At 62.4% G+C, this 24241-nt stretch carries 21 protein-coding genes; 6 read left to right on the plus strand and 15 right to left on the minus strand.

Going from position 1 to position 24241, the window contains the following annotated elements:
* The first annotated feature begins 7 nt into the window (after positions 1-7).
* Entirely contained in the window at positions 8-322 is a 315-nt protein-coding gene (locus tag ACU5AZ_RS03005; RefSeq protein WP_446824565.1) for a DUF3572 domain-containing protein, read from the plus strand.
* Complete coding sequence (locus tag ACU5AZ_RS03010; protein WP_446824566.1) at positions 319-990, plus strand: hypothetical protein; 672 nt, start codon at positions 319-321, stop codon at positions 988-990. The genes ACU5AZ_RS03005 and ACU5AZ_RS03010 overlap by 4 nt, the downstream gene beginning before the upstream one ends.
* Here ACU5AZ_RS03010 and ACU5AZ_RS03015 read toward each other — a convergent pair.
* Positions 935-1564, minus strand: a complete 630-nt coding sequence (locus ACU5AZ_RS03015) for an N-acetyltransferase family protein (RefSeq protein ID WP_446824567.1) — start codon at positions 1562-1564, stop codon at positions 935-937. The two genes, ACU5AZ_RS03010 and ACU5AZ_RS03015, sit on opposite strands and share 56 nt — an antisense overlap.
* An 88-nt stretch (positions 1565-1652) precedes the next feature.
* Between ACU5AZ_RS03015 and ACU5AZ_RS03020 the strand changes: the two genes are divergently transcribed.
* The 3 genes from ACU5AZ_RS03020 (at position 1653) to ACU5AZ_RS03030 (ending at position 5788) form a co-directional block, all read left to right on the plus strand.
* On the plus strand, positions 1653-2957 hold the full coding sequence (locus tag ACU5AZ_RS03020; protein WP_446824568.1) for a DNA polymerase IV: 1305 nt from the start codon (positions 1653-1655) through the stop codon (positions 2955-2957).
* Between the two features lie 143 nt (positions 2958-3100).
* On the plus strand, positions 3101-4360 hold the full coding sequence (locus ACU5AZ_RS03025) for a L,D-transpeptidase (RefSeq protein WP_446824569.1): 1260 nt from the start codon (positions 3101-3103) through the stop codon (positions 4358-4360).
* A gap of 246 nt (positions 4361-4606) precedes the next feature.
* On the plus strand, positions 4607-5788 hold the full coding sequence (locus tag ACU5AZ_RS03030) for an MFS transporter (RefSeq protein WP_446824570.1): 1182 nt from the start codon (positions 4607-4609) through the stop codon (positions 5786-5788).
* Between the two features lie 103 nt (positions 5789-5891).
* Here ACU5AZ_RS03030 and dnaE read toward each other — a convergent pair whose 3' ends face one another.
* Complete coding sequence (gene dnaE / locus ACU5AZ_RS03035; RefSeq protein WP_446824571.1) at positions 5892-9392, minus strand: DNA polymerase III subunit alpha; 3501 nt, start codon at positions 9390-9392, stop codon at positions 5892-5894.
* Between the two features lie 319 nt (positions 9393-9711).
* Between dnaE and ACU5AZ_RS03040 the strand changes: the two genes are divergently transcribed.
* Complete coding sequence (locus tag ACU5AZ_RS03040; RefSeq protein WP_446824572.1) at positions 9712-10317, plus strand: hypothetical protein; 606 nt, start codon at positions 9712-9714, stop codon at positions 10315-10317.
* Between the two features lie 97 nt (positions 10318-10414).
* Here the strand turns inward: ACU5AZ_RS03040 and ACU5AZ_RS03045 are convergent, their stop codons facing one another.
* From ACU5AZ_RS03045 to nuoI, 13 genes are all read right to left on the minus strand, one after another.
* The gene (locus tag ACU5AZ_RS03045) at positions 10415-11098 is read right to left on the minus strand and encodes an ABC transporter ATP-binding protein (RefSeq protein ID WP_446824573.1); all 684 of its coding nucleotides are present in this window, start codon (positions 11096-11098) and stop codon (positions 10415-10417) included.
* Positions 11099-11114: 16 nt separating this feature from the next.
* Complete coding sequence (locus tag ACU5AZ_RS03050) at positions 11115-12416, minus strand: lipoprotein-releasing ABC transporter permease subunit (RefSeq protein ID WP_446826096.1); 1302 nt, start codon at positions 12414-12416, stop codon at positions 11115-11117.
* A 41-nt stretch (positions 12417-12457) separates the two neighbouring features.
* A complete protein-coding gene (gene proS, locus ACU5AZ_RS03055) occupies positions 12458-13780 on the minus strand; it encodes a proline--tRNA ligase (RefSeq protein ID WP_446824574.1) in 1323 nt (440 codons plus the stop codon).
* 669 nt (positions 13781-14449) lie between these two features.
* Positions 14450-14734 (minus strand): DUF1467 family protein, encoded by a 285-nt coding sequence (locus tag ACU5AZ_RS03060; RefSeq protein ID WP_446824575.1) that lies wholly within the window; start codon positions 14732-14734, stop codon positions 14450-14452.
* 74 nt (positions 14735-14808) lie between these two features.
* Positions 14809-15213: a methylmalonyl-CoA epimerase gene (mce, locus tag ACU5AZ_RS03065; RefSeq protein WP_446824576.1), complete on the minus strand. Its 405-nt coding sequence runs from the start codon at positions 15211-15213 to the stop codon at positions 14809-14811.
* A 20-nt stretch (positions 15214-15233) separates the two neighbouring features.
* Positions 15234-16901, minus strand: a complete 1668-nt coding sequence (locus tag ACU5AZ_RS03070; RefSeq protein ID WP_446824577.1) for a ribonuclease J — start codon at positions 16899-16901, stop codon at positions 15234-15236.
* A gap of 17 nt (positions 16902-16918) precedes the next feature.
* On the minus strand, positions 16919-17683 hold the full coding sequence (locus tag ACU5AZ_RS03075) for a biotin--[acetyl-CoA-carboxylase] ligase (RefSeq protein ID WP_446824578.1): 765 nt from the start codon (positions 17681-17683) through the stop codon (positions 16919-16921).
* Between the two features lies 1 nt (position 17684).
* Complete coding sequence (gene nuoN, locus ACU5AZ_RS03080) at positions 17685-19127, minus strand: NADH-quinone oxidoreductase subunit NuoN (protein WP_446824579.1); 1443 nt, start codon at positions 19125-19127, stop codon at positions 17685-17687.
* A 17-nt stretch (positions 19128-19144) separates the two neighbouring features.
* Positions 19145-20656, minus strand: coding sequence for an NADH-quinone oxidoreductase subunit M (locus ACU5AZ_RS03085; protein ID WP_446824580.1), 1512 nt, complete (start codon positions 20654-20656; stop codon positions 19145-19147).
* Entirely contained in the window at positions 20656-22647 is a 1992-nt protein-coding gene (nuoL, locus tag ACU5AZ_RS03090) for an NADH-quinone oxidoreductase subunit L (RefSeq protein WP_446824581.1), read from the minus strand. The genes ACU5AZ_RS03085 and nuoL overlap by 1 nt, the downstream gene beginning before the upstream one ends.
* A 7-nt stretch (positions 22648-22654) precedes the next feature.
* A complete protein-coding gene (nuoK, locus tag ACU5AZ_RS03095) occupies positions 22655-22963 on the minus strand; it encodes an NADH-quinone oxidoreductase subunit NuoK (RefSeq protein ID WP_261930461.1) in 309 nt (102 codons plus the stop codon).
* A gap of 32 nt (positions 22964-22995) precedes the next feature.
* Entirely contained in the window at positions 22996-23610 is a 615-nt protein-coding gene (locus ACU5AZ_RS03100; protein WP_446824582.1) for an NADH-quinone oxidoreductase subunit J, read from the minus strand.
* A gap of 135 nt (positions 23611-23745) precedes the next feature.
* Positions 23746-24237 carry an NADH-quinone oxidoreductase subunit NuoI gene (nuoI, locus tag ACU5AZ_RS03105; RefSeq protein ID WP_261930463.1) on the minus strand — a complete coding sequence of 164 codons (492 nt, stop codon included), beginning with the start codon at positions 24235-24237 and terminating at the stop codon, positions 23746-23748.
* Positions 24238-24241: the final 4 nt, after the last annotated feature.

The following is a 24241-nucleotide window of genomic DNA, read 5'->3' on the forward strand; positions in this document are numbered from 1 at the left end:
AGGTAACTTGGAAATAGAAATGAAGAATGATCCCAATGTCTCCGCCGACCCGCAGGAAACCGCTATCGCCGTACTATCCTGGCTGGCGGCCCAACCCGATATGCTTGGGCGCTTCCTTGCACTGTCCGGGATGAAGGCCGACCAGCTGCGCGAGGCAGCCGCCAAGCCCGGTTTCTTCGCCGCCCTGATCGAATTCCTGATGAACCATGAGCCGAGCCTGATGGCCTTCTGCAGCGAGACCGGCACGCGGCCGGAGACAGTCGTCGCGGCTGCCCGGGCCTTCGGCAACGACACCGGCGCACGTGGCGATTTCCAGCCGTGACGCTGACCGCAGACCCGAGCGACATCCGGCTCACCGACCGGCCGCTGATCGTCAGCGACATCGACGATGTCGTGCTGCAGTTCATCGATCCGTTCAATCTCTATCTCGAAAGCCTCGGCCATCGACACCTCCCCCGTTCCTTCCGCCTGCATGGCAATATCGTCTCCATCGATGACGGCAGCGTTGTCGACGACAGCCGCGTCACGGCGCTCATTCGCGATTTCTACAGGCTGCAAAGTGACTGGCAGCGTCCGTTCGACACGGCCTGCGAGACGCTGTATTCTCTCTCGAAGACGGCCGACATCGTCTTCCTGACGGCGATGCCGCCGGTCTATGCCGAGACGCGGCGCGCGCTGCTCGACCGGTTCGGCCTCCGCTTTCCAATGATCGCCACAGAAGCCGCCAAGGGACCGGTCGTCGAGCGGCTGCATGCCGGGCGCGACCAGCCCGTCGTCTTTCTCGACGACATGGCGCGCAATCTCGCCTCCGTCGCCGAGCATGTGCCCGAATGCCTGCTCATTCATCTGAAACCTCCGGCGGCGGTGTTCGCTTTCGCGCCGCCCGCAGGCGACGGCGTGGTCCCGGCGCAAGACTGGAGCGCGGCCGAGACGATCATCCGTTCCCATTTCCAGTCGATGCAGGGCCGTGCGGCGCCGAAGACAGGCTGAGCCGCATCAGCGGCCTGCCCTCCTTGCGGCGCGCGACTTCCGCAAAACCGGCAGCATCGAATATCCTTTTGGAGCCGACATAGAGACCGACGGATTTCGATTGCTTGGTGCGCTCGATCGGGCAAGCCTCCAGATGTCGCGCACCGTTCTCTCTCGCGAAGGCGATCGCCTCCTCAAGCATCCAGTGGCTGAGCCCATGGCCGCGCTGGCGCGAGGCCATGAAGAAACAACTGACAGCCCATATGCCGGGGTCGACGGCATCGCTCTCCTGCAACGGCCTCGAAACGGTGCGTGGGCTGTTCCATTGCGGCAGCTCCAGGCGCGGCCCGACCTGCACCCAGGCAACCGGTTCGCCATCGAGATAACCGAGGACACCTGGCGGCGGACCGGCCTCGACCCGCGTCCGCATGAAGTCCTTCTTGGCGTCGGCATCGTATGACTTGCGCTGCGAAGACGGGATGCGGAAATAGGTGCACCAGCATCCATAACACGCGCCCTGCGGACCGAAGAGGCGCTCGAAGTCCGGCCACCGCTCCGCCGTCAGCGGATGCGCTACCCTCGTTTTGCCGGTCATTCGCATCCCTCTTCCACCTTGAAAGCAGCCCTTGAGACTCGCGAGCTTACGGCGTAACTTAAGGATGTTCAACATTTGTTCTTTTCGGATGATGCAGGCGCAAGAGTATCCAGGTTTCTGCCGCGACTGTCTGACCGGCCTTCCCGCCGGACGGAAGCGCTGTCATGCCTGCGGCAGCCCGCGGCTCGTCTATCATCCGGAGATCAACCGGCTGTCGCTCGCGCATATCGATTGCGACGCCTTCTACGCGTCGGTGGAAAAGCGGGACAATCCGGAGCTCGCCGACAAACCGGTGATCATCGGCGGAGGCAAGCGCGGCGTGGTCTCGACCGCCTGCTACATCGCCCGTATCCATGGCGTGCGTTCCGCAATGCCGATGTTCAAGGCGCTGGAAGCCTGCCCCAATGCCGTCGTCATCCGGCCGGACATGGAAAAATACAGCCGCGTCGGCAAGGAGATCCGGCAGATGATGCTGGACCTGACGCCGCTGGTGCAACCGATCTCCATCGACGAGGCCTTTCTCGACCTGGCCGGCACCGAACGGCTGCACCATGATCCGGCGGCGCGCACGCTGGCGAAGTTCGCCAAGCGGGTGGAGAGCGAGATCGGCATCACGGTGTCCGTCGGCCTCTCCTACTGCAAGTTCCTCGCCAAGGTCGCCTCCGACCTGCAGAAGCCGCGCGGCTTCTCCGTCGTCGGACAGGCGGAGGCAGTGGAGTTCCTCGCCCCGCGTCCGGTGACCACCATCTGGGGCGTCGGCAAGGCCTTTGCGGCGACGCTGGAAAAGGACGGCATCCGCACGGTGGGCCAGTTGCAGCAGATGGAGGAAAACGACCTGATGCGCCGCTACGGTGTCATAGGGCAGCGGCTCTATCGCCTGTCGCGCGGCATCGACGACCGCAAGGTGCACCTCAACGAAGGCGCCAAAAGTGTCTCGTCCGAGACGACCTTCTTCGAGGATGTCTCCTCCTTCGACGAACTGGTGCCGATCCTGCGTCGGCTATCGGAAAGCGTTGCCTGGCGGCTGAAGACCGGCGAGATCGCCGGGCGGACGGTGGTGCTCAAGCTGAAGACGGCCGATTTCAAGCTGCGCACCCGCAACCGACAGCTGGAAGACCCGACCCAGCTTGCCGACCGGATATTCCGCACCGGGCTCAGCCTGCTCGAAAAGGAGACCGACGGCACGCGCTTTCGCCTGATCGGCATCGGCGTCAGCGACCTTTCCGATGCCGAGCGGGCCGATCCGCCGGACCTTATCGATGCGCAATCGACCCGCCGCGCGGCGGCGGAAGCGGCAATGGACAAGATCCGCGCGAAATTCGGCAAGGCGACCGTGGAAACCGGCTACACGTTCGGTACCGGGAAGAGCCCCGGCGGCGGGCGCACCAAGTAGCGCAATCCTTTACTTAAAATTTACCTCAATTGCGGGATTTGCCGCTTCACCCGGCTCAAATGCCTCTGCTCGGCCGCTTCGGTTGAACTTTCTTAAACCACCACTCCTACGCTTGAACCGATCCCGAATAGAGGTTCCTGTTCATGCGTCTGTCTCTTGCGGTCGTCGCCGGCTTCCTTGCCGCCGCCACATGCCTTTCCTCCCCGGCTCTGGCAGCCGAAAATGCCGTGCTGCAGATCATCGTCTCGAAGCAGACGCAAAGCCTGACCGTCTACGAGAACGGCAAGGCGGTCGCCACCTCGAATGTCTCCACCGGCAAGGCCGGCCACACGACGCCGGCGGGCATCTTCTCGATCCTTGAGAAACGGAAGTTCCACCGGTCCAATCTCTATGACGACGCGCCGATGCCCTTCATGCAGCGCATCACCTGGTCGGGCGTCGCCCTGCACGAATCGAACCATGTGCCGCGCTACCCGGCCTCGCATGGCTGCGTGCGCATGCCGCGCGCCTTCGCCAAGGAGCTCTTCGGCATGACCGCCCGCGGGACGCATGTCATCATCTCGGAAGCGCCGGTCGCGCCCGCGCCGATCAGCCATCCCGTGCTCTTCAATCTCGACCGCCCCGTCCAGATGCTGTCCGACGCGACCTTGCGGCCGACCGTCCCTCTGGACGGCAAGGCACCGGTGGAGATCGCGATGAACGGGCCGGTCACCGGCGCGTTGCCGAAGCCGGAATTCACGGCTTCTCCCCTGCCCGACGTGGCACCGCTGAGGATCCTCATCACCTGGCGCAGCAAGGCCGACGACACGCGCGATGCGCAGGCGCTTCTCGCCGAACTCGGCTACGACATCGGTCCGGCCGACGGCCAGATCGGACGCAAGACCGTGGACGCCGTCAACCAGTTCAAGACCGCCCACCAGATCGGGCCGCAGCCGGAACTGCTGTCCGACGCCGTGCTGCAGGCGCTTTATGACGCTGCCGGTCGGAAAGTGCCCCCGCGCGGGCAGCTCGTCGCACGGCAGAACTTTACCGAGGTCTTTTCCGCTCCCATCGCGATCCGCGACCCGCAAACGGCACTCGGTACGCATTTCCTTGAAGTGATCGGTGTCGATGCCGCCAATGGCGCCGCGGAGTGGAACGCGCTGACGCTGCCCAATCATCTGCCCGCAAAAACGATGGAACGGCTCGGCCTCACCAAGGAAGCCGATGCATCGGCGCCGGACGCCGCCAAGCGCGTGCTCGACCGCCTGACCATTCCCAACGACATCCGCCAGAAGATCGCGGCGATGGTTGTCCCCGGCCTGTCGCTGACCATCGCCGACACCGGCTATGAAATGAACACCGGTCCGGGCACGGATTTCGTGACCACGGTGCGCCAGCCGCCCGCAACGAAGGGCGGCTGATCGGCATCGGCCGAATGCGACGCGGGACCGGCGACAACCCCAAGCTGTTGCAAAAAGGTCCCCCGACGCCAATTCCGTAAGCTTGCCTTAAAATGCGGCTTTGAATGCGGCATGGTCGTATTATGATCATCCACGGACTCGCCCGGCCATCCAGACGACCGGGCCGGAGTGGCCTGGATCGCATTCCCTCCTCATTCCGCCGTCTTCTCGCTTCCTTGACTTCGCATTTTAAGAAGAACTGCCGTCATGCCCTCCGTATTTGGCCGTCAGCCGGTACTGATCCTGCTAGCCATGCTGATCAGCTCGCTGTGCAACTCCGCGATCATTCCCTTCATGGGATATTTCATCGTGGAGGACCTGCACATGGCGCCGTGGGCGATCAGCGTTTACGCGATCACCGCGAGCCTGCTCACCATGGCCTGCACGCGCTATTTCGGCGAGCGGATCGACCGCAGCGTCCGGATCTTCCCGATGATGGTGATTTCGGCGGGCGGGATCGTTCTCTCCAGCGCCGTGCTCTCGCTCCACCAGTCCTATGCGATCCTCCTGCTGATCTCGGCGCCGGGCATCGCGTTTTCGAGCGCCGGCGTCTCGTCGATGTTCATCTTCGGGCGGCTCTATGCCGAGCGCGAGGGCCTGCCGCTCGCCCGATACAACGCGCTGATGCGGACCATGACCTCGACCGGCTGGATGTTCGGCCCCGCCTGCTCCTACCTGATCGCCGACCGCTTCGGCAGCGTCGCGGTCTTCCATTTCGTCTTCATCCTGGCGCTTGCCGGCTGGATCACCAGCTTCCTCGCGCTGCCGCGCGATTTCATCACCTCCGCGGTCGGTCGACCGCTGATCGGCGGCTGGCGCGCCTGGTTCGACAACAAGGCACTCTGGGCGGCGGCGATCTTCTGTTTCCTGTTCTCGCTGTCGTCGACGCTGTGCAGCGCCACGCTGCCGCTCTACCTCACCCAGGAACTCGGCCTGCCGGCCTATACGCCCGGCCTGTCCTTCACGCTGAAATGTGCAGCCGAAATCATCGCCATCATGGGATCGCCGGCGCTGACCAACGCGATCGGCCGGCGCAATGCGCTGTTTCTCTCCAGCGCCGGCGGCTTTGCGGCGTTCTTTCTCTACGACATCACTGCTTCCGTCGAAATGATGATGGTGGCGGCCTTCGTCGAGGGGCTCTATTTCGGCATCTTCGCCGGCGTGGCGATCATGTTCGCCCAGGGGTTTGCGCGCGGACGGCTGGGCCGGGCGACGTCGCTCTACATGAACAGCCTGTTCCTGGGGTCAATGACGGCGACGACCGGCATGGGCCTGATCGCCAGCCTGTTCGACTTCCGCAGCGTGCTTGCCGCAGCCGCCGTGGTGATGATGGGGGCGATCGCCGTTCTCTATCTGACGAGACGCCGGGATACGGAGGCGGAGACCTGATCGCCTCCGCCTTCACAATGTGATTCAAGGGCTTGAGAGCCTGATTCAGGAACGGTCGGCAAATCGCTGATTTCAGATTCAATTCCGGCGATCGCCGACCGGATCAGACCAGTTCCACATCGATGACGCCGGGCGCTGCCCGCAATGCCGCCGCGATATCCGGCGAGATGCGGTAGCGCTGGTTCAGCTCCACCTCCACCTCCCGCTTGCCGTCGTCCTTGATGACGACGAAGGAGACGAGGCCGTCGCCCTTGGCGTTCAGATGCGCCGCCACGGTCTTCAACGGGCCGCTGTCGCGCACGAAGACGCGCAGCGCCTTCTGCATCTGCACGGATTTCTCCTCCAGCGACTGTGCGGTCTGGATACGCAAACCGATGCCTTCGGGGCGCTCTTCGGCGGCAACCGTGATCACCAGCGACTTTCCCGATTCGAGCAAGTCGCGATACTGGTTCAGGCCTTCGGAAAAGAGCACCGCCTCATACTGGCCGGAGGCATCGGAGAAGGTGACGATGCCCATCTTGTTGCCGGTGCGGGTCTTGCGCTCCTGCCGCGAGATGACAGTGCCGGCGAGCCGGCCGAAAGTTGCGCCCTGCTTCACCGAGGCGGAGAAATCGGCAAAATTCTGCACCCGCATCTTGTCGAGCACCGGCTGGTAGGCATCGAGCGGGTGGGCGGTCAGGTAGAAGCCCAGAACCTGGAATTCCTTCATCAGCCGTTCGGAGGCGAGCCAGGGGTTGAAGGCCGGTAGCACGATCTTTTCCGGTCCGCCGCCGCCGCCAAGGCCGAACAGGCCGCCCTGCCCCGAGACCTTGTCCTCCTGCGCGCTCTGCGCATAGCCAATGATCCGGTCGAGGCCGGCGACGAGCGCCGCCCGGTCGTGGCCGAAGCAATCGAAAGCGCCGGCATAGATCAGGCTTTCGAGAACGCGGCGGTTGATCTGCTTCGGGTCGATCCGCAGGCAGAAATCCTCGAGGCTTTCAAACGGCTTGTCGCCGCGCACCGCGACGATGTGGTCGACGGCCGCTTCGCCGACGCCCTTGATGGCCGCGAGCGAATAGTAGATGCGGTTCTCGCCCGTCTCGAAATGCCGGAACGAGGTCTGCACCGACGGGGCGATCACCTCGATGCCGAGACGCTTGGCATCCTGGCGGAAGTCATTGACCTTGTCGGTGTTCGACATGTCGAGCGTCATCGACGCCGCCAGGAACTCGACCGGATAATGCGCCTTCAGATAGGCGGTGTGGTAGGAGACGATGGCGTAAGCGGCGGCGTGCGACTTGTTGAAACCGTAGTTGGCGAACTTCGCCAGCAGGTCGAAGATCATGTCGGACTGCGGCTTGGAGACACCGTTGGCGACCGCGCCGTCAACGAAGCGGGCGCGCTGCTTGTCCATCTCCTCCTTGATCTTCTTGCCCATGGCGCGGCGCAGAAGGTCGGCTTCGCCGAGCGAATAGCCCGACAGCACCTGGGCGATCTGCATCACCTGCTCCTGGTAGACGATAACGCCCTGGGTTTCCTTCAGCAGGTAGTCGATCTTCGGGTGGATGGAGGCGATCTCCTCCTCGCCGTGCTTGCGGGCGTTGTAGACCGGGATGTTTTCCATCGGGCCCGGGCGATAGAGCGCCACCAGCGCGATGATGTCCTCAATGCAGTCCGGCCGCATGCCGATCAGCGCCTTGCGCATGCCGGCGCTTTCCACCTGGAACACGCCGACCGTGTCACCCTTCGACAGCATCTCGTAGGTCGGCGGATCGTCGAGCGGAACGGATGGCAGGTCTACGGAAATCTTGCGCTTGGCGATGAAATCGACCGCCGTCTTCAAAACCGTCAGCGTCTTCAGGCCGAGGAAGTCGAACTTCACGAGGCCCGCCTGTTCGACCCACTTCATGTTGAACTGGGTGACCGGCATGTCGGAGCGCGGGTCCCGGTACATCGGCACGAGCTTCGACAGCGGCCGGTCGCCGATCACGATGCCGGCGGCATGCGTCGAGGCGTGGCGGTAGAGGCCCTCGATCTTCTGGGCGATTTCGAGAAGGCGGGCGACGACCGGCTCTTCGGCGGCGGCCTCCTGCAGCTTCGGTTCTTCCTCGATCGCCTTGTGCAGCGGTGTCGGATTGGCCGGATTGTTGGGGACCAGCTTGCAGATCTTGTCGACCTGGCCGTAGGACATTTCCAGGACGCGGCCGACGTCGCGCAGCGCCGCGCGGGCCTGCAGCGATCCGAAGGTGATGATCTGCCCCACCTGCTCGCGGCCATACTTGCGCTGCACGTAGCGGATCACCTCTTCGCGGCGCTCCTGGCAGAAGTCGATGTCGAAGTCGGGCATCGACACGCGCTCAGGATTGAGGAAGCGTTCGAAGAGCAGCGAGAAGCGCAGCGGATCGACGTCGGTGATCGTCAGCGCATAGGCGACGAGCGAGCCCGCGCCCGAACCACGGCCGGGGCCGACCGGGATGTCCTGCTGCTTGGCCCATTTGATGAAGTCGGAAACGATGAGGAAGTAGCCCGGGAACTTCATCCGCTCGATGATGCCGAGCTCGTATTCCAGCCGCTCGCGATAATCCTGCTCGGTGTAGCCCGGCGCAATGCCGAGCGCCGCGATCCGGCTATCGAGACCTTCGCGCGACTGGCGCTTCAGTTCCTCGGTTTCCGCCCGTTCCGCCTCTTCCGGATCGTCGGAGGCGCCGGTGAAGCGCGGCAGGATCGGCTTGCGGGTTTTCAGGATGAACGAGCAGCGCCTGGCGATCTCGACCGTATTGGCGAGCGCTTCCGGAATATCGGCAAAGAGCTGCATCATCTCCTTGCGGCTTTTCAGATAATGATCCGGGGTCAGGCGGAAGCGGCGGTCGTCGGACACGATGGCATTGTGTGCGACCGCCATCAGCGCATCATGCGCGTCGTAATCGTCCGGAGACGGAAAGAACGCCTCGTTGGTGGCGACCAGCGGAATGTCGTGGCGATAGGCGAGATCGATCATCCGCTTCTCGTGCCGCTTGTCGTAGCCGCGCTGGCGCTGCAGCTCGATATAGAGCCTGTCGCCGAACAGAGCCTTCAGCTTCAGGAGCCGGGCTTCGGCAACCGCCGCATGGCTGTCCTTCAACGGCATGTCGATCGGCCCGCCGCTGGCACCCGTCAGCGCAATCAGCCCGCCGGTGCCGAGTTCCTCAAGCCATGAGGCCATCATATGGACGGCATGATTGCTCTCGCCGTCGAGATAGGCGCGGCTGACGATGTCCACAAGCCGTTCATAGCCTTCGGCGTCGGCGGCGAGCAGCACGATCGACGGCAACTTCGCCAACGCCTGGTTGCCGCGCCGCTCGGTCTCCTGCCCGTCCTCCATGTCGATGGAGAGCTGGCAGCCGATGATCGGCTGCAACCCGTCGCCCGATGCCTTCTGGGCAAATTCGAGCGCCACGAAGAGATTGTTGGTATCGGTGATGGCGATCGCCGGCTGTTCGTCGGCAATGGCCTTGCCGAGGATCTTCTTCAGCGGCAGGGCGCCCTCCAGAAGCGAATAGGCGGAATGCACCCGCAAGTGCACAAACCCGGGTCCGACAGACTGCGTCAGACCATCCGATTTCGTTCCGCTTCCCGCTTCCGACATGTCACCTTCCAGACGATTCTTTCAATCGCCGGATTGTCTGCCGGTGAGCGCCCGATGTCCACAACCGCGCGCCCGGATGGTGTCAATTTCCAGAAGAGAATGCGGCCCCGATCAGACCGACATGACGATGGCGGCGAAGCCAGCCAGAAACACGGAAATCGATGCAAATGCTGCTACGTCTTTGATGAAGTATGACATTTCCCTCTCCTTTTCCTATCTGTTCTTTTTATGTTCTATTTTAGTTCTCGCGTCAACACCCTTTTGCCACTTTTTTGGATGTGCTTTTCTGAGGTCAACATTCCCCTGCCCGGAGCCCACCATGCGCCTGCCCACCACCGCCCTCTGTTTGCTCCTCGTTGCAGGGATCGCCGCCACGCCTGCGGCGGCGGCCGACCGGATCGTCGATGCGGTCGTCGGCGACTGGAACAAGGACGGGGCAAGCGACCTCGCCGTCCTGTTCGTGTCATCTACCGATGGGGCGGAGGAAAGTGTTACCGGCGAGATCGGCATCGGCATCTATCTGCGCAACGGCGAGGGCGACCTGCTGATGCCGGCGGCAATCGTGCCGGACAAGGTCTGGGGAAATGCGCCGGCGGGCGATGACGGCATCTACGGACAGGAGCCGTCGATCAAGGCGACGGCAGCCGGCTCCATCACGGTGACCACGCACAACGACGCCGTCGGCCGCGACCGCTGGCGGCAGGTGCTGACGCTCGCCTATCGCGACGGCTCCTTCGTCGTCGCCGGCTACACCTATGAATACTATGACACGCTGGATACCGAGCGGAACGGATCCTGCGACCTCAATCTTCTGTCCGGCAAGGGTGTGGCGGAAGGCAAGCCAGTGACGATGGAGGCGAAGCGCATAACGCTTCAGGACTGGCAGGACGAAACGGGCCTGAAGGCCTGCGGGCTCAACCCGTAAGTGTCAGGCTTCCCACAGGAAGAAAGCCCCCTGACGGGCCTCGCAAACTGATTCCGGATCAGCGCCTAACCGCATGAACCGGAAGCGCAAAACCGCCTCAAAGTTCCTTGATCTGCCCCGCCTCGATCGTCACGCAGCGGTCCATGCGGGCGGCGATGTCGTGGTTGTGGGTAGCGATCATGGCGGCAAGGCCGGACTGGCGGACCAGCGCCTCAAGAGCGTCGAAAACGTAATGGGCGGTCTCGGGGTCGAGGTTGCCGGTCGGCTCGTCGGCCAGAAGCACGATCGGGGCATTGGCAACCGCGCGGGCGATCGCGACGCGCTGCTGCTCGCCGCCGGAAAGCTCCGCCGGGCGATGCGAGCCGCGATGGCCGATGCGCATGTAGTCGAGAAGCTGGCTGGCGCGCTCGGCCGCCTCCTTCTTGTCGAGGCCGGCGATCAGCTGCGGCATCATGATGTTTTCAAGCGCCGAGAATTCGGGCAGCAGGTGGTGGAACTGGTAGACGAAGCCGATATCGCTGCGGCGCACGGCCGTCCGCCGGTCGTCCGACATGTGCGTGCAGGAGATGCCATTGATGGAAATGTCGCCCTCGTCCGGGTGCTCGAGCAGGCCGGCGATCTGCAGGAGCGTCGATTTGCCGGTGCCGGACGGCGCCACCAGCGCGACGGTTTCGCCGCGCTTCAGCGAGAAGTCGACGCCCTTCAGGATCGACAGGACGGCGTCGCCCTGCCCGTAGCTGCGGGAAATGCCCTCAAGGCGCAATGCGATGTCGTTGTTCATGGAGGAAAACGTATCCTTATTCGTAGCGCAGCGCCTGGACCGGATCGAGCCGGGATGCGCGCCAGGCCGGGAAGATCGTCGCCAGGAAGGAGAGCCCCAGCGCCATGACGACAACGGCGATCGTCTCGCCGGCATTCATGTCGGCCGGCAGCTTGCTCAGGAAATAGAGCTCCGGATCGAAGAGAACCGTGCCGGATACCCAGGAGAAGAACTGGCGGATCGACTCGATGTTGAGACAGACGACGACGCCGAGCACGACGCCGGCGAAGGTGCCGACCGTGCCGATCGCAGCACCCGTCATGAAAAAGATGCGCATCACCGCGCCGGATGTCGCGCCCATGGTGCGCAGGATGGCGATGTCGTGGCCCTTGTCCTTCACCAGCATGATGAGGCCGGAGATGATGTTGAGCGCCGCGACGATGACGATCAGCGTCAGGATCATGAACATCACGTTGCGCTCCACCTGCAGGGCGGAGAAGAAGGTCTGGTTGCGCTGGCGCCAGTCGGTGATGAACACCTGGCGGCCAGCGGCCTCCTCGATCTTCGGGCGCAGATCGCCGACATTGTCCGGATTGTCGACGAAGATCTCGATCGACTGCACCAGGCCCTCGGCGTTGAAGTAGAGCTGCGCTTCCTTCAGCGGCATGAAGATGATCGAGGAGTCATACTCCGACATGCCGATCTCGAAGATGCCGGTCACCTTGTAGGTCTTCACCCGCGGCGTGACCCCCATCGGCGTCACGTCGCCTTCCGGCGAGATCAGCGTGATGCTGTCGCCAACGAAGAGGCCCAGCTGCTGGGCAAGCCGCGAGCCGATCAGCACGCCGTCGCCGGCGGCAAAGGAGACCATGTCGCCCGACTTGATGTTGTCGGAAACGGATTTGAGCTTGGAGAGATCGTCGGCACTGATGCCGCGCACCAGCGCGCCGGTGCCAGCACCCTGCTTGCCGGACGCCAGCGTCTCGCCTTCGACGAGCGGCAGCGCCATCGTCACGCCATCGACCGCCTCGAACTTCTTGGCGAGGTCGACATAGTCGGAGAGCGGCTGGTCGATCGGCTGGACGATCATATGGCCGTTGAGCCCTAGGATCTTGGAGATGAGCTCGGTGCGGAAGCCGTTCATCACCGCCATGACGATGATGAGGGTGGCGACGCCGAGCATGATTCCGATGAAGGAAAAGCCGGCGATCACCGAGATATAGGCTTCCTTGCGGCGGGCCCGCAGATAACGCCATGCCACCATCCGCTCGAAGGCGGAGAACGGACGGTTGGCATTTCCCTTGCCGGCGGCTTCGGTCGAGGTTTCTTCGGCCGTCATGCTCGTCATTCAGACAACTCCCAAAAGGCCGGAGGCGGCCTTCAGCCCAGTATCTTGTTCAGCGCCGCTTCCACGGTCATGGTTTCGCGGGCGCCGGTCTTGCGGTCCTTCAGCTCGACCTCGCCATTGGCAAGGGCGCGCGGTCCGGCAATCACCTGCACCGGAACACCGATCAGATCCGCCGTGGCGAACTTGGTGCCGGCGCGCTCGTCGGTGTCGTCGTAGAGCACGTCCTTACCCGCATTCGACAATGCCTGATAAAGCTTATCGCAGGCTGTATCGCAAAGCTGGTCGCCGGGCTTCATGTTGATCAGCACGGCATCGAACGGCGCGACGGAGGCCGGCCAGATGATTCCACTGTCGTCATGCGAGGCTTCAATGATGGCGGGAACAAGGCGTGACGGGCCGATACCGTAGGAGCCCATGTGGACAAGGTGTTCCTTGCCGTCCGGTCCCTGCACTTTCGCGCCCATCGGCTCGGAATATTTCGTGCCGAAATAGAAGATGTGGCCGACCTCGATGCCGCGTGCGGACAGGCGGTCGCCTTCGGGGATCGCGTCGAATGCGGCTTCGTCGTGCATTTCCGACGTCGCGGCGTAGACCGAGGTCCACTTGTCGAAGATCGCCTGCAGGCCTTCCGCATCGTTGAAATCGGTGTCGGCGGACGGAATGTCGAAATTGACGAAGTCCTTGTGGCAGAACACTTCGGATTCACCGGTATCGGCCAGAATGATGAACTCGTGGCTGTGGTTGCCGCCGATCGGGCCGGTATCGGCGCGCATCGGAATGGCGCGCAGACCCAGACGGTCGAAGGTGCGCAGATACGCGGCGAACATCTTGTTGTAGGACTCGATCGCGCTTTCCTTCGTCAGGTCGAAGGAATAGGCGTCCTTCATCAGGAATTCGCGCGAGCGCATGGTGCCGAAGCGCGGACGGATCTCGTCGCGGACCTTCCACTGGATGTGGTAGAGGTTGAGCGGCAGGCTCTTGTAGGACTTGACCGACGAACGGAAGATGTCGGTGATCATTTCCTCGTTGGTGGGGCCATAGAGCATCGGCCGGTCCTGCCGGTCCTTGATGCGCAGCATTTCCTTGCCGTAGTCGTCATAGCGGCCGCTTTCCTGCCAGAGCTCGGCCGACTGCAGCGTCGGCATCAGGAGCTCGATGGCGCCGGAACGGTTCTGTTCCTCACGGATGATCGCGTTCACCTTGTCGAGGACCCGCTTGCCCATCGGCAGCCAGGAATAGATGCCCTGCGACTGCTGGCGGATCATGCCGGTGCGCAGCATCAGGCGGTGGGAGACGATCTCGGCCTCCTTGGGATTTTCCTTCAGGATAGGCAGAAAATAGCGGGACAGACGCATGGGCTTCAGGTTCCAAAACAATGCTTTCCCCGAACTGCTCGGGAATCGCGCATTTGAGCTACAAATTTGGCGCTTTCATAGCCGCTTCGGGGCGAGAATGAAACCCGGCAAGGCTGCCGGCCAGACGCGATTTGACGAGAGTTCGGCGTATAACCTGCCACGATCGCCTGCGACAGAAACACCGCCCTGCCCCGGGCCTGTCGCATCACCGTCATGTTTCGCCTCAAAGCCCACTTTCAGGCCCGCAAATGACGCCCGTCAAGAATGGGGCACCTGACGCGCCAGCAAATGAAACGATACAATTGACGTGAAATCGCATTCAATGTAATCAACAACTTACTGGAGGCGGTTGGCCATTTCTTGGCGGCCAGAAGTTTAAGGCGCGAGATCGTCCATCACGATTTTGTCAATACCAAAAAAAGTCCAGAACTGTAACAAAAATGCAAAAAACCGGATGACAAAGCCTAAAGTTTTGGCTAGTGTCAGCCCACAAAACAGGCAGAGAGGTTAAATTCTTTGCCATCTCGCGGTTAAAGTCTTGGGAGGATTTTGATCTCGGCGCGCTCGTTCGCAGCCCCGGAAACGGAAACAGGTCACGCGACACTTAAAAACAAGGCTTCGTGCCTTGTTTTTTTTTGCCTTCGTTTCAGGCACTGCCCCACGCCTGCCTCAGCGGCCGATGCTCTCGTCAAAAACCGGTACGAAACGCGGGATTGAATCGATGCTGATCCCGAAATAGCCCGAGGCGATCCACCACACACCGTTGATCAGCGCCGCGACCACGGTCGTCATCAGCATCACGCGCCAGAAGCGGAAATGCGCGGGCGCACTTTCGACCGTGCCCAGCGTCACGTCATTTTCGTCAGCCTGACTGCGCATGCCGATCGGCAGCATGATGAACAGCGTCAGCCACCAGATGATGAAGTAGACGGCAAAGATCGAAAACCAGGGCACGGAAAGTCTCCTCCATTTGCCGCCTTATAGCCCGACGGCATTCGGGTTTCAAAGGTGCGCGCAGCGCCCTCTTGTCACACCTGCTCGAGTTCGATCAGCGTGCCGAAGAAATCCTTCGGATGCAGGAAGAGCACCGGCTTGCCATGGGCGCCGGTCTTCGGATTGCCGTCTCCCAACACCCTTGCTCCGTCCGCCTTCAACTGGTCGCGGGCGGAGAGAATGTCGGCGACCTCGTAGCAGATGTGATGCATGCCGCCGGATGGGTTCTTTTCCAGAAAGGCAGCGATCGGCGATGCCTCGCCGAGCGGTTCGAGAAGTTCGACCTTGGTGTTCGGCAGTTCGACGAACACGACGGTGACCCCGTGCTCGGGAAGCGACTGTGGCGCGGAAACGACCGCTCCGAGCGTATCGCGATAGGAGGCGGTTGCCGCCGCGAGGTCCGGCACGGCGATTGCGATGTGATTGACCTTGCCCAGCATGCCAGCCTCCCTGCCGTTGCCTAGACCTTGTTCAAGAACACGGTCACGACCGGCTTCTTGCCCCAACTCTGGTTCATGGTCGAGCGCACGGCACGGCGCACGGCTTCACGCACCATTTCCATATCCTTGCGCTTGGCGCGCGGAATGCTCTCGACGGCGCCGACCACTGCGTCGAACAGCGTGTCGTCCATGTCCTCGCCTTCGTCATCATATTCCGGCAGGCCATGCGGCACGATATCCGGATCGCCGATGATCTCGTAGCGGCTGTCGATCAGGATGCTGACTGCGACATGGCCGACATAGGAGAGCTTCTTGCGCTCGGAAATGCCCATTTCGTCGATGTCGCCGAGCAGCTTGCCGTCCTTGAACAGGCGCCCATGGGCGACCTGGTCGATGACTTCGGCGGGACCGGGAGCGAGGCGCAGCATGTCGCCGTTCCTCACCTTCGGCACCTGGGCGATGCCGGACTGTGCTGCCAGCTCGGCCTGCGCCGTGAGATGCGCCGCTTCGCCATGGACGGGAACGAGGATCTGCGGACGGACCCACTCGTACATCTGCTTGAGTTCGTTGCGGCGCGGATGGCCGGAGACATGCACCAACGCCTCGGCGTCGGTCACGATGTGCAGCCCCTGCTCGATCAGGCCGTTCTTGATATTGTTGATTTCCTTCTCGTTGCCGGGAATGGCGCGAGAAGAAAAGACCACGGTGTCGCCAGCGGCAAACGCAACGTGACGCATTTCGTCGCGGGAAATCTTGGCGAGTGCGGCGCGCGGCTCGCCCTGGCTGCCGGTCAGGATGACCACGACCTTGTCGCGCGGGATGTAGCCGAACTCGTCTTCGGCGATGAACGGCTTGATGCCCTCCATCAGGCCGATATCGGTCGCGACATTGACGACGCGCTTCAGCGAGCTGCCGAGCAGCAGCACTTCGCGGCCGGCGGCCTCGGCGGCCTGCGCGATCGAGCGGATGCGGCCCACATTCGAGGAGAAGGTGGTAATCGCCACACGGCCCTCGGCACTTTCTATGACCTTGCGCAGCCCTTCGGAGACCTCCTCCTCGGACGGCGAAATGCCGTCGCGCATGGAGTTGGTGCTGTCGCACATCATCGCCAGCACGCCTTCGTCGCCGATGGCGCGGAAGCGTGCCTCGTCGGTCAACGGACCGAGCGACGGCTTGTGATCGATCTTCCAGTCGCCGGTATGGACCAGATTGCCGAGCGGCGTACGGATAACGAGCGACATCGGCTCCGGTATGGAGTGGTTGACCGACACGCCCTCGACGCTGAAGGAACCGACATTGACGCGGTCGCCGGCCTTGAAGTGGGTGATCGGGATTTCCCGACGGTCGCCTTCGTAATCGCGCTTGGCTTCCAGCATGCCGGCGGTGAAGCCGGACGCGTAGACCGGCACGTTGAGGCCCGGCCACAGCTCGTTAAGCCCACCGTAATGGTCCTCATGCGCGTGGGTGATGAAGATCGCCTTCAGGTTCTTGCGCTGTTCCGCGATGAAGCGGATGTCGGGCAGCACGAGATCGACGCCGGGCAGATCCGGCCCGGGAAAGGTGACGCCGCAATCCACCATGATCCATTCGCGATGGTCCGGAGGGCCAAAGCCGTAGAGGGCGAGGTTCATGCCGATCTCGCCAACACCGCCCAGCGGCAGAAACACCAGTTCGTCTTTCTTTGCCATTCTCTAAATTTTTCCAATCATTCAAAAAAAACATCGCCGGCGGCAATCGGTATTCCCGCGCCGTCGTCCGTCTGCAGCAGGAGCAGACCGTTGTCGTCAATGTCGAGGAACCGGCCAGTCAACGAGCGATCCGGCAGATTGACCCGGATCTTCTCCCCGATCCCGCAGGCATTCTCGCGCCAGCGTTCAACGACGGCACGGACACCACGGCCCTTATCCCACAGATTGAGCGCATCCACCATGGTTGCGAACAGATGGGCGAACAATTCGTCCGGCGAAACGGCAGCGCCATGCTCGGCGAGGCACGTTGCGTCATAAGGAACGTTGTCCGGCTTCGCGACGATGTTGATGCCAATGCCAATGACCACGGCGTGGTGCCCCTCGGGCAAGGCGCCGCCCTCAAGCAGGATGCCGCAGGTCTTCTTGCGCCCGATCAGGATGTCGTTCGGCCACTTGATCTCGACGGGCTCGCTCCCCGGCGGCATGACCTTGCGCACGGCGTCATGGACGGCAAGCGAAACGGCGAGCGGCAGGGAGGCCAGCCTGGCGACCGGGGCCGGATCGACGAGAAGCAGGGAAGCATAGAGATTGCCGCGTTCGGACACCCAGGAGCGGCCGCGGCGGGCCTTGCCGCCAAGCTGCCGGCCGGCGGTGATCCAGAGGTTGCCCGGATCGCCGGCCCTGCCCCGCTCCATGCAGGCCGTATTGGTGGAATCCAGTTCCGAAAACGATTCGTGGCGGAAGTCGTCGATCGACATCCGCCACGCATTTCTATCCGTCATATCAGAAGAACGACGCTGCAGCAGCTTCGGCAGCGGCACCGAGCGGTCCGCCGATCAGCACGTAGGCGGCGACGAAGAGACCGGCCAGGCCGAAGACCAGGCGCAGTTCGCCGGCGACGCGGGTGAACTCACCCTTCGGCTGGTCGAACCACATCAGCTTGACGATGCGCAGGTAGTAGTAGGCACCGACGACGGATGCGAGCACGCCGATGACGGCCAGCGCATAGAGCTTGGCTTCGATGGCAGCGACGAAGACGAAGTACTTACCGAAGAAGCCGGCGAGCGGCGGAATGCCGGCAAGCGAGAACATCAGCGCGGTCAGCACGACGGCCATGAAGGGGTTGGTCGAAGACAGGCCGGCAAGATCATCGATGTTTTCGACATTGCCCTCTTCCTTGCGACGCATCGCCATGATGCAGGCAAAGGTGCCGAGCGTCATGACCATGTAGATGGTCATGTAGAGGATGACGCCGGTGACGCCGGTCTTGGAGCCGGCGGCGAGACCGACCAGCGCATAGCCCATGTGGCCGATCGACGAATAGGCCATCAGTCGCTTGATGTTCTTCTGGCCGATTGCGGCAAAGGCGCCGAGCACCATGGAGGCGATCGAGATGAACACCACGACCTGCTGCCAGTCCTTGACGATCGGATCGAAGGCGGTGACGGCGATGCGGATGAAGATGGCCATGGCGGCGATCTTCGGGGCGGCGGCAAAGAAGGCGGTGACCGGGGTCGGCGCGCCTTCATAGACGTCCGGCGTCCACATGTGGAACGGCACGGCCGAGATCTTGAAGGACATGCCGGCGAGGATGAAGACCAGACCGAAGACGAGACCGAGCGAACGGGTTTCGGCCGTCAGCGCCTGGGCAATGCCGTCGAAGCCGGTGTGGCCGGTGAAGCCGTAGACCAGCGACATGCCGTAGAGCAGCATGCCCGAAGACAGGGCACCGAGGACGAAGTACTTGAGGCCGGCTTCCGTCGAGCGCAGGCTGTCGCGGTTGATGGCGGCGACGACGTAGAGCGCCAGCGACTGCAGTTCCAGCGACAGGTAGAAGGAGATCAGGTTGTTGGCCGAGATCAGGAGCAGCATGCCGAGCGTCGCCAGCACCAGGAGCACCGGAAACTCGAAGCGGTCGAGATGTTCCGAGCGGGCATGGCCGACGGACATGATCATGGCGATGACCGCGCCGATCAACGCCAGCACCTTCATGAAGCGAGAGAACGGATCGGCGATGTAGGCGCCGCCGAAGGCCTGGCCGTCGGCGGGCACGAGGACGATCCACAGGCCGGCGGCGATGAGCAGCGCCACCGCCAGTCCCGTAACGGTCGGACCCGAGCGCTCGCCCGAGAAAACGCCGATCATCAGGAGAACCAGAGCCCCCACCGCCAGGATCAGTTCCGGCGTGGTGATTTGCAGGCTCGCGATTAGTGTTTCAGCGGTCATTTCCAAGGGTCCTGTCGTCAGTTCACCGCAAGCGCAAGATTATGCGCCGCCTGCAGGGCTGCGGAATAGTGATTTACCAGCAGATCGACCGAAGCCGCCGTCGCATCGAAGATCGGAGCCGGATAGACGCCGAAGAAGATGGTGACCGCGATCAGCGGATAGAGGATCATCTGTTCGCGCGGCGAGAGATCGAGAAGCGCCTTCAGGCTCTCCTTCTCCAGTGCACCGAAGATGACCCGGCGATAGAGCCAGAGTGCGTAGGCTGCCGAGAGGATCACGCCGGTGGCGGCAAACAGCGCCACCATCGAGTTCGCCTGGAACACGCCGATCAGCGTCAGGAATTCGCCGATGAAGCCGGAGGTGCCGGGCAGACCGACGTTGGCCATCGTGAAGATCATGAAGGCAACCGCGTATTTCGGCATGTTGTTGACGAGGCCGCCATAGGCCGAGATCTCGCGGGTGTGCATGCGGTCATAGATGACGCCGACGCAGAGGAAGAGCGCGCCGGAGACGAAGCCGTGCGAGATCATCTGGAAGATCGACCCCTGCACGCCCTGCACGTTCGCCGCGAAGATACCCATCGTCACGTAGCCCATGTGCGCAACCGACGAATAGGCGATCAGCTTCTTCATGTCATCCTGCATCATCGCCACCAGAGAGGTGTAGATGATGGCGATGACGGACAGCGCGAAGACGAAGGGCGCGAAGGCGTCGGAGGCCAGCGGGAACATCGGCAGCATGAAGCGCAGCATGCCGTAGCCGCCGAGCTTCAGGAGGATGCCCGCTAGGATGACCGAACCGGCCGTCGGCGCCTGAACGTGCGCGTCGGGAAGCCAGGTATGGACCGGCCACATCGGCATCTTGACTGCAAACGAGGCGAAGAACGCCAGCCACAGCCATTTCTGCATGCCGGCCGGGAAGTTGTAGGCGAGCAGTTCGGGGATGTCGGTCGTGCCGGCCTGCCAGTACATCGCCATGATGGCGAGCAGCATCAGCACGGAGCCGAGCAGCGTGTAGAGGAAGAACTTGTAGCTCGCATAGACGCGGTCCTTGCCGCCCCAGACGCCGATGATGATGAACATCGGGATGAGGCCGCCTTCGAAGAAGACGTAGAACAGCACGATATCAAGTGAGGTGAAGACCCCGATCATCAGCGTTTCGAGGATCAGGAACGCGATCATATAGGACTTGATGCGCTTCTCGACCGCGACCCAGCTTGCCAGCACGCAGAACGGCATGAGGAAGGTGGTGAGGATGACGAACAGCATCGAGATGCCGTCCACGCCGACGTGATAGGCAATGCCGGTGTTCAGCCAGTCGTGTTTCTCGACCATCTGGAAGCCGGGATTGGCATTGTCGAACCCGCCCCAGATGAAGAGCGAGAGCGCGAAGGTGAAGACGGTGGTCAGCAGCGCAACATTGAGGATGTTGCGGCGGCCATAGGTGCTGTTCTCGTTGGTCAGCAGCAGCAGCGCCACGCCGACGAGCGGCAGGAAGGTGACCGTTGAGAGAATGGGCCAATCGGTCATCAGAAGGAACTCCCGAGCATCATCCAGGTAACGAGGGCGGCGACACCGATCAGCATCGCGAACGCATAGTGATAGAGGTAACCGGTCTGCAGGCGCACGACGCGGTTGGTAACGTCGACCACGCGGGCGGCGACACCATTCGGACCATAGTGGTCGATCACGGCGACATCACCCTTCTTCCAGAGGAACCGGCCAAGGGCCTTGGCGGAGCGTACGAACAGGATGTCGTAGAGCTCGTCGAAGTACCACTTGTTCAGGAGGAACCGGTAGAGGACGTGGTGCTGGGCTGCGAGCTTGCCCGGCAGCTCAGGCGACTTGATGTACATCCACCAGGCGACCAGGAAGCCGACGGCCATGGCGGTGAACGGTGCGAGGTGCACCCAGACCGGCACATGCTCGTGCAGTTCGAGGATCTCGTTTTCCGGCAGCGTGAAGAGCGCGCCCTTCCAGAATTCGGCGTAGCCTTCGCCGTAGAAGGCACCGTGGAAGATAAGGCCGGCAAAGAGAGCGCCAAGCGACAGGATAGCCAGCGGCAGCAGCATCACCATCGGCGATTCATGAACATGGTGCATGACGTCCGCGGAAGCGCGCGGCTTGCCGAAGAAGGTCATGAACACCAGACGCCAGGAATAGAAGCTGGTGAAGAGGGCCGCGATGACCAGCATGCCGAAGGCAAAGCCGGCGGCCGGATTGCTCGAGACGTAGGTCGTCTCGATGATGGCGTCCTTGGAGAAGAAGCCGGCGGTGCCGATGATGGTGCCGGGGATGCCGAGACCGGTCAGAGCGACCGTGCCGATCGTCATCGCCGTGAATGTCCAAGGAATGTGCTTCCTCAGGCCACCCATGTTGCGCATATCCTGCTCGTCGGAAACGGCGTGGATGACCGAGCCGGCACCAAGGAACAGGAGCGCCTTGAAGAAGGCGTGCGTGAACAGGTGGAAGATGGCCGCGCCGTATGCACCGACGCCGAGGGCTGCGAACATGTAGCCGAGCTGCGAACAGGTCGAGTAGGCGATGACGCGTTTGATGTCGTTCTGCACGAGGCCGACGGTCGCCGCGAAGAAGGCGGTGATGGAGCCGATGATGGTGACGACGGTCAGCGCATCGGGCGACAGTTCGAACAACGGCGACATGCGGGCGACGAGGAAGACGCCGGCGGTGACCATGGTGGCGGCGTGAATGAGAGCCGAAACCGGGGTCGGGCCTTCCATGGCGTCCGGCAGCCAGGTGTGCAGCAGGAACTGCGCCGACTTGCCCATCGCGCCCATGAAGAGCAGCAGGCAGACGCCGGTCAGCGCGTGCGCCTTGTCGAGGTGCATGCCGAACAGGTTGAGGACGACGTCCGTCGACTTGGCGGCCTCTTCCGGCGTGAAGCCGGCGGCGCCTGCGAAGATCGTGTCGAAGTTGATCGAGCCAAAGAGCACGAAGACGCCGGAAATGCCGAGGATGAAGCCGAAGTCGCCGACGCGGTTGACGATGAAGGCCTTCATGGCGGCGGCACTTGCCGAGGGCTTCTTGAACCAGAAACCGATCAGCAGATACGAGGCCAGACCCACGCCTTCCCAGCCGAAGAACATCTGCAGCAGGTTGTCGGAGGTGATCAGCATCAGCATCGCGAAGGTGAACAGCGACAGGTACGCGAAGAAGCGCGGACGATGCGGATCGTGGTGCATGTAGCCGATCGAGTAGAGGTGCACCAGGCAGGAGACGGTGTTGACGACGACGAACATGACGGCCGTCAGCGTATCGACCCGGAAGGCCCAGGTGACATCGATCGCGCCAGACTGGATCCAGCGGAAGACCTCGACCTTGATCGGCTCGTCGACGTGGCCGAGCGCCACGGTGAAGAAGGCGATCCAGGAGAGGATGGCGACGAGGACCATCAGGCCGGTGGTCACATATTCGGACGCCTTTGCGCCGATCGAGCGGCCGCCAAGGCCAGCGATCAGGAAGCCGATCAGCGGAAGAAAGACGATAGCCTTATACATCATAGCCTTATCAGCCCTTCATCATGTTGACGTCTTCCACGGCGATCGAGCCGCGGTTTCGGTAGAAGACAACCAGAATTGCAAGTCCGATCGCCGCTTCCGCCGCCGCCACCGTCAGGATGAACAGGGCGAAGACCTGGCCGACCATGTCGTTCAGGAAGTGCGAGAAGGCGACCATGTTGATGTTGACGGCGAGCAGGATGAGCTCGACCGACATCAGGATGACGATGACGTTCTTCCGATTGAGGAAGATGCCGAAGACGCCAAGCGTGAAGAGGATGGCGCTGACCGTCAGATAGTGGGAAAGTCCGATTTCCATATGAATATTCCTTGTGCCTCGCGCTTCTCAGCTCAGATACCCTGCCCCGGCTTGACCTTGACCACCTGGACGGCGGTCTCGGGCGTGCGGGCGACCTGGGCCGAGATGTTCTGGCGCTTGATATGCTGGCGGTGACGCAGCGTCAGAACGATGGCGCCGATCATCGCAACGAGAAGCACAAGGCCAGCGATTTCAAAGAAGAAAACGTAATTGGTGTAGAGGATGTCGCCGAGGGCGGCGGTGTTGGTCCGCTCGCTCAGCGCCGGGATCGGAACCGCGGGCGCCTGGGCGATCGTCGGCGAGATCATCGAGCCACCGACCACGATGATCAGCTCTGCTGCCAGGATCAGGCCGACAAGGGCGCCGACCGGCGCGTATTCCATGATGCCGGAGCGCAGCTCGGCAAAATCGATATCGAGCATCATCACGACGAAAAGGAAGAGAACCGCCACAGCGCCGACATAGACGACCAGCAGGATCATCGCCAGGAATTCGGCGCCGGTGAGCAGGAACAGCCCCGCCGCATTAACGAAGGTCAGGATCAGGAACAGAACCGAGTGAACCGGGTTCCGCGCCGAGATGACCATGAACGCCGACGCGACTGCGACGAAGGCGAAGAGATAGAAAAAAAGAGCCTGCAGACCCATGATGGTGCCTTTTTGTCTTCCCCCGGGCCGGGGAGGTCCCTGCCCGATCTGGAGCCCTCCCCTCTGAGAGGCCGGTGCTCCGTTTATGTTGACTGCGGCAGAAGGAGCCGCAGCGTTTCATTCACTTGTCGAACCTCAGCGGTACGGAGCGTCGAGCGCGAGGTTGCGCGCGATTTCCCGTTCCCAGCGGTCGCCGTTGTCGAGAAGCCGCGCCTTGTCGAAGTAGAGCTCTTCGCGGGTTTCCGTGGCGAATTCGAAATTCGGACCTTCGACGATCGCATCGACCGGGCAGGCCTCCTGGCAGAAGCCGCAATAGATGCACTTCACCATGTCAATGTCATAACGGACCGTGCGGCGCGTGCCGTCGTTGCGGCGCGGCCCGGCTTCGATCGTGATGGCCTGGGCAGGACAGATCGCCTCGCACAGCTTGCAGGCGATGCAGCGTTCTTCGCCGTTCGGGTAGCGGCGCAGCGCGTGCTCGCCACGGAAACGCGGCGAGACCGGACCCTTCTCGAACGGATAGTTGACCGTCGCCTTCGGCTTGAAGAAGTAGCGCAGCGCCAGACCGAAGGCGGCGACGAACTCCTTGAGGAACACGGAACTGACGGCCTGGGAAATGCTTGCCATCCTT

The sequence above is a fragment of the Rhizobium sp. PAMB 3182 genome (assembly GCF_052908355.1).

Excerpts from the sequence above, each read along its gene's own strand:
- ACU5AZ_RS03020 (WP_446824568.1), top strand. The coding sequence starts at position 1,653 with ATGATGCAGGCGCAAGAGTATCCAGGTTTCTGCCGCGACTGTCTGACC.
- mce (WP_446824576.1), bottom strand. The coding sequence starts at position 15,213 with ATGCTGGGCAAGGTCAATCACATCGCAATCGCCGTGCCGGACCTCGCG.
- ACU5AZ_RS03040 (WP_446824572.1), top strand. The coding sequence starts at position 9,712 with ATGCGCCTGCCCACCACCGCCCTCTGTTTGCTCCTCGTTGCAGGGATC.
- ACU5AZ_RS03085 (WP_446824580.1), bottom strand. The coding sequence starts at position 20,656 with ATGACCGATTGGCCCATTCTCTCAACGGTCACCTTCCTGCCGCTCGTC.
- proS (WP_446824574.1), bottom strand. The coding sequence starts at position 13,780 with ATGCGTCTGTCCCGCTATTTTCTGCCTATCCTGAAGGAAAATCCCAAG.
- ACU5AZ_RS03050 (WP_446826096.1), bottom strand. The coding sequence starts at position 12,416 with ATGACGGCCGAAGAAACCTCGACCGAAGCCGCCGGCAAGGGAAATGCC.
- nuoL (WP_446824581.1), bottom strand. The coding sequence starts at position 22,647 with ATGATGTATAAGGCTATCGTCTTTCTTCCGCTGATCGGCTTCCTGATC.
- ACU5AZ_RS03070 (WP_446824577.1), bottom strand. The coding sequence starts at position 16,901 with ATGGCAAAGAAAGACGAACTGGTGTTTCTGCCGCTGGGCGGTGTTGGC.
- ACU5AZ_RS03030 (WP_446824570.1), top strand. The coding sequence starts at position 4,607 with ATGCCCTCCGTATTTGGCCGTCAGCCGGTACTGATCCTGCTAGCCATG.
- ACU5AZ_RS03015 (WP_446824567.1), bottom strand. The coding sequence starts at position 1,564 with ATGACCGGCAAAACGAGGGTAGCGCATCCGCTGACGGCGGAGCGGTGG.
- ACU5AZ_RS03100 (WP_446824582.1), bottom strand. The coding sequence starts at position 23,610 with ATGGGTCTGCAGGCTCTTTTTTTCTATCTCTTCGCCTTCGTCGCAGTC.
- nuoN (WP_446824579.1), bottom strand. The coding sequence starts at position 19,127 with ATGACCGCTGAAACACTAATCGCGAGCCTGCAAATCACCACGCCGGAA.
- ACU5AZ_RS03075 (WP_446824578.1), bottom strand. The coding sequence starts at position 17,683 with ATGACGGATAGAAATGCGTGGCGGATGTCGATCGACGACTTCCGCCAC.
- nuoK (WP_261930461.1), bottom strand. The coding sequence starts at position 22,963 with ATGGAAATCGGACTTTCCCACTATCTGACGGTCAGCGCCATCCTCTTC.
- ACU5AZ_RS03025 (WP_446824569.1), top strand. The coding sequence starts at position 3,101 with ATGCGTCTGTCTCTTGCGGTCGTCGCCGGCTTCCTTGCCGCCGCCACA.
- dnaE (WP_446824571.1), bottom strand. The coding sequence starts at position 9,392 with ATGTCGGAAGCGGGAAGCGGAACGAAATCGGATGGTCTGACGCAGTCT.
- nuoI (WP_261930463.1), bottom strand. The coding sequence starts at position 24,237 with ATGGCAAGCATTTCCCAGGCCGTCAGTTCCGTGTTCCTCAAGGAGTTC.
- ACU5AZ_RS03045 (WP_446824573.1), bottom strand. The coding sequence starts at position 11,098 with ATGAACAACGACATCGCATTGCGCCTTGAGGGCATTTCCCGCAGCTAC.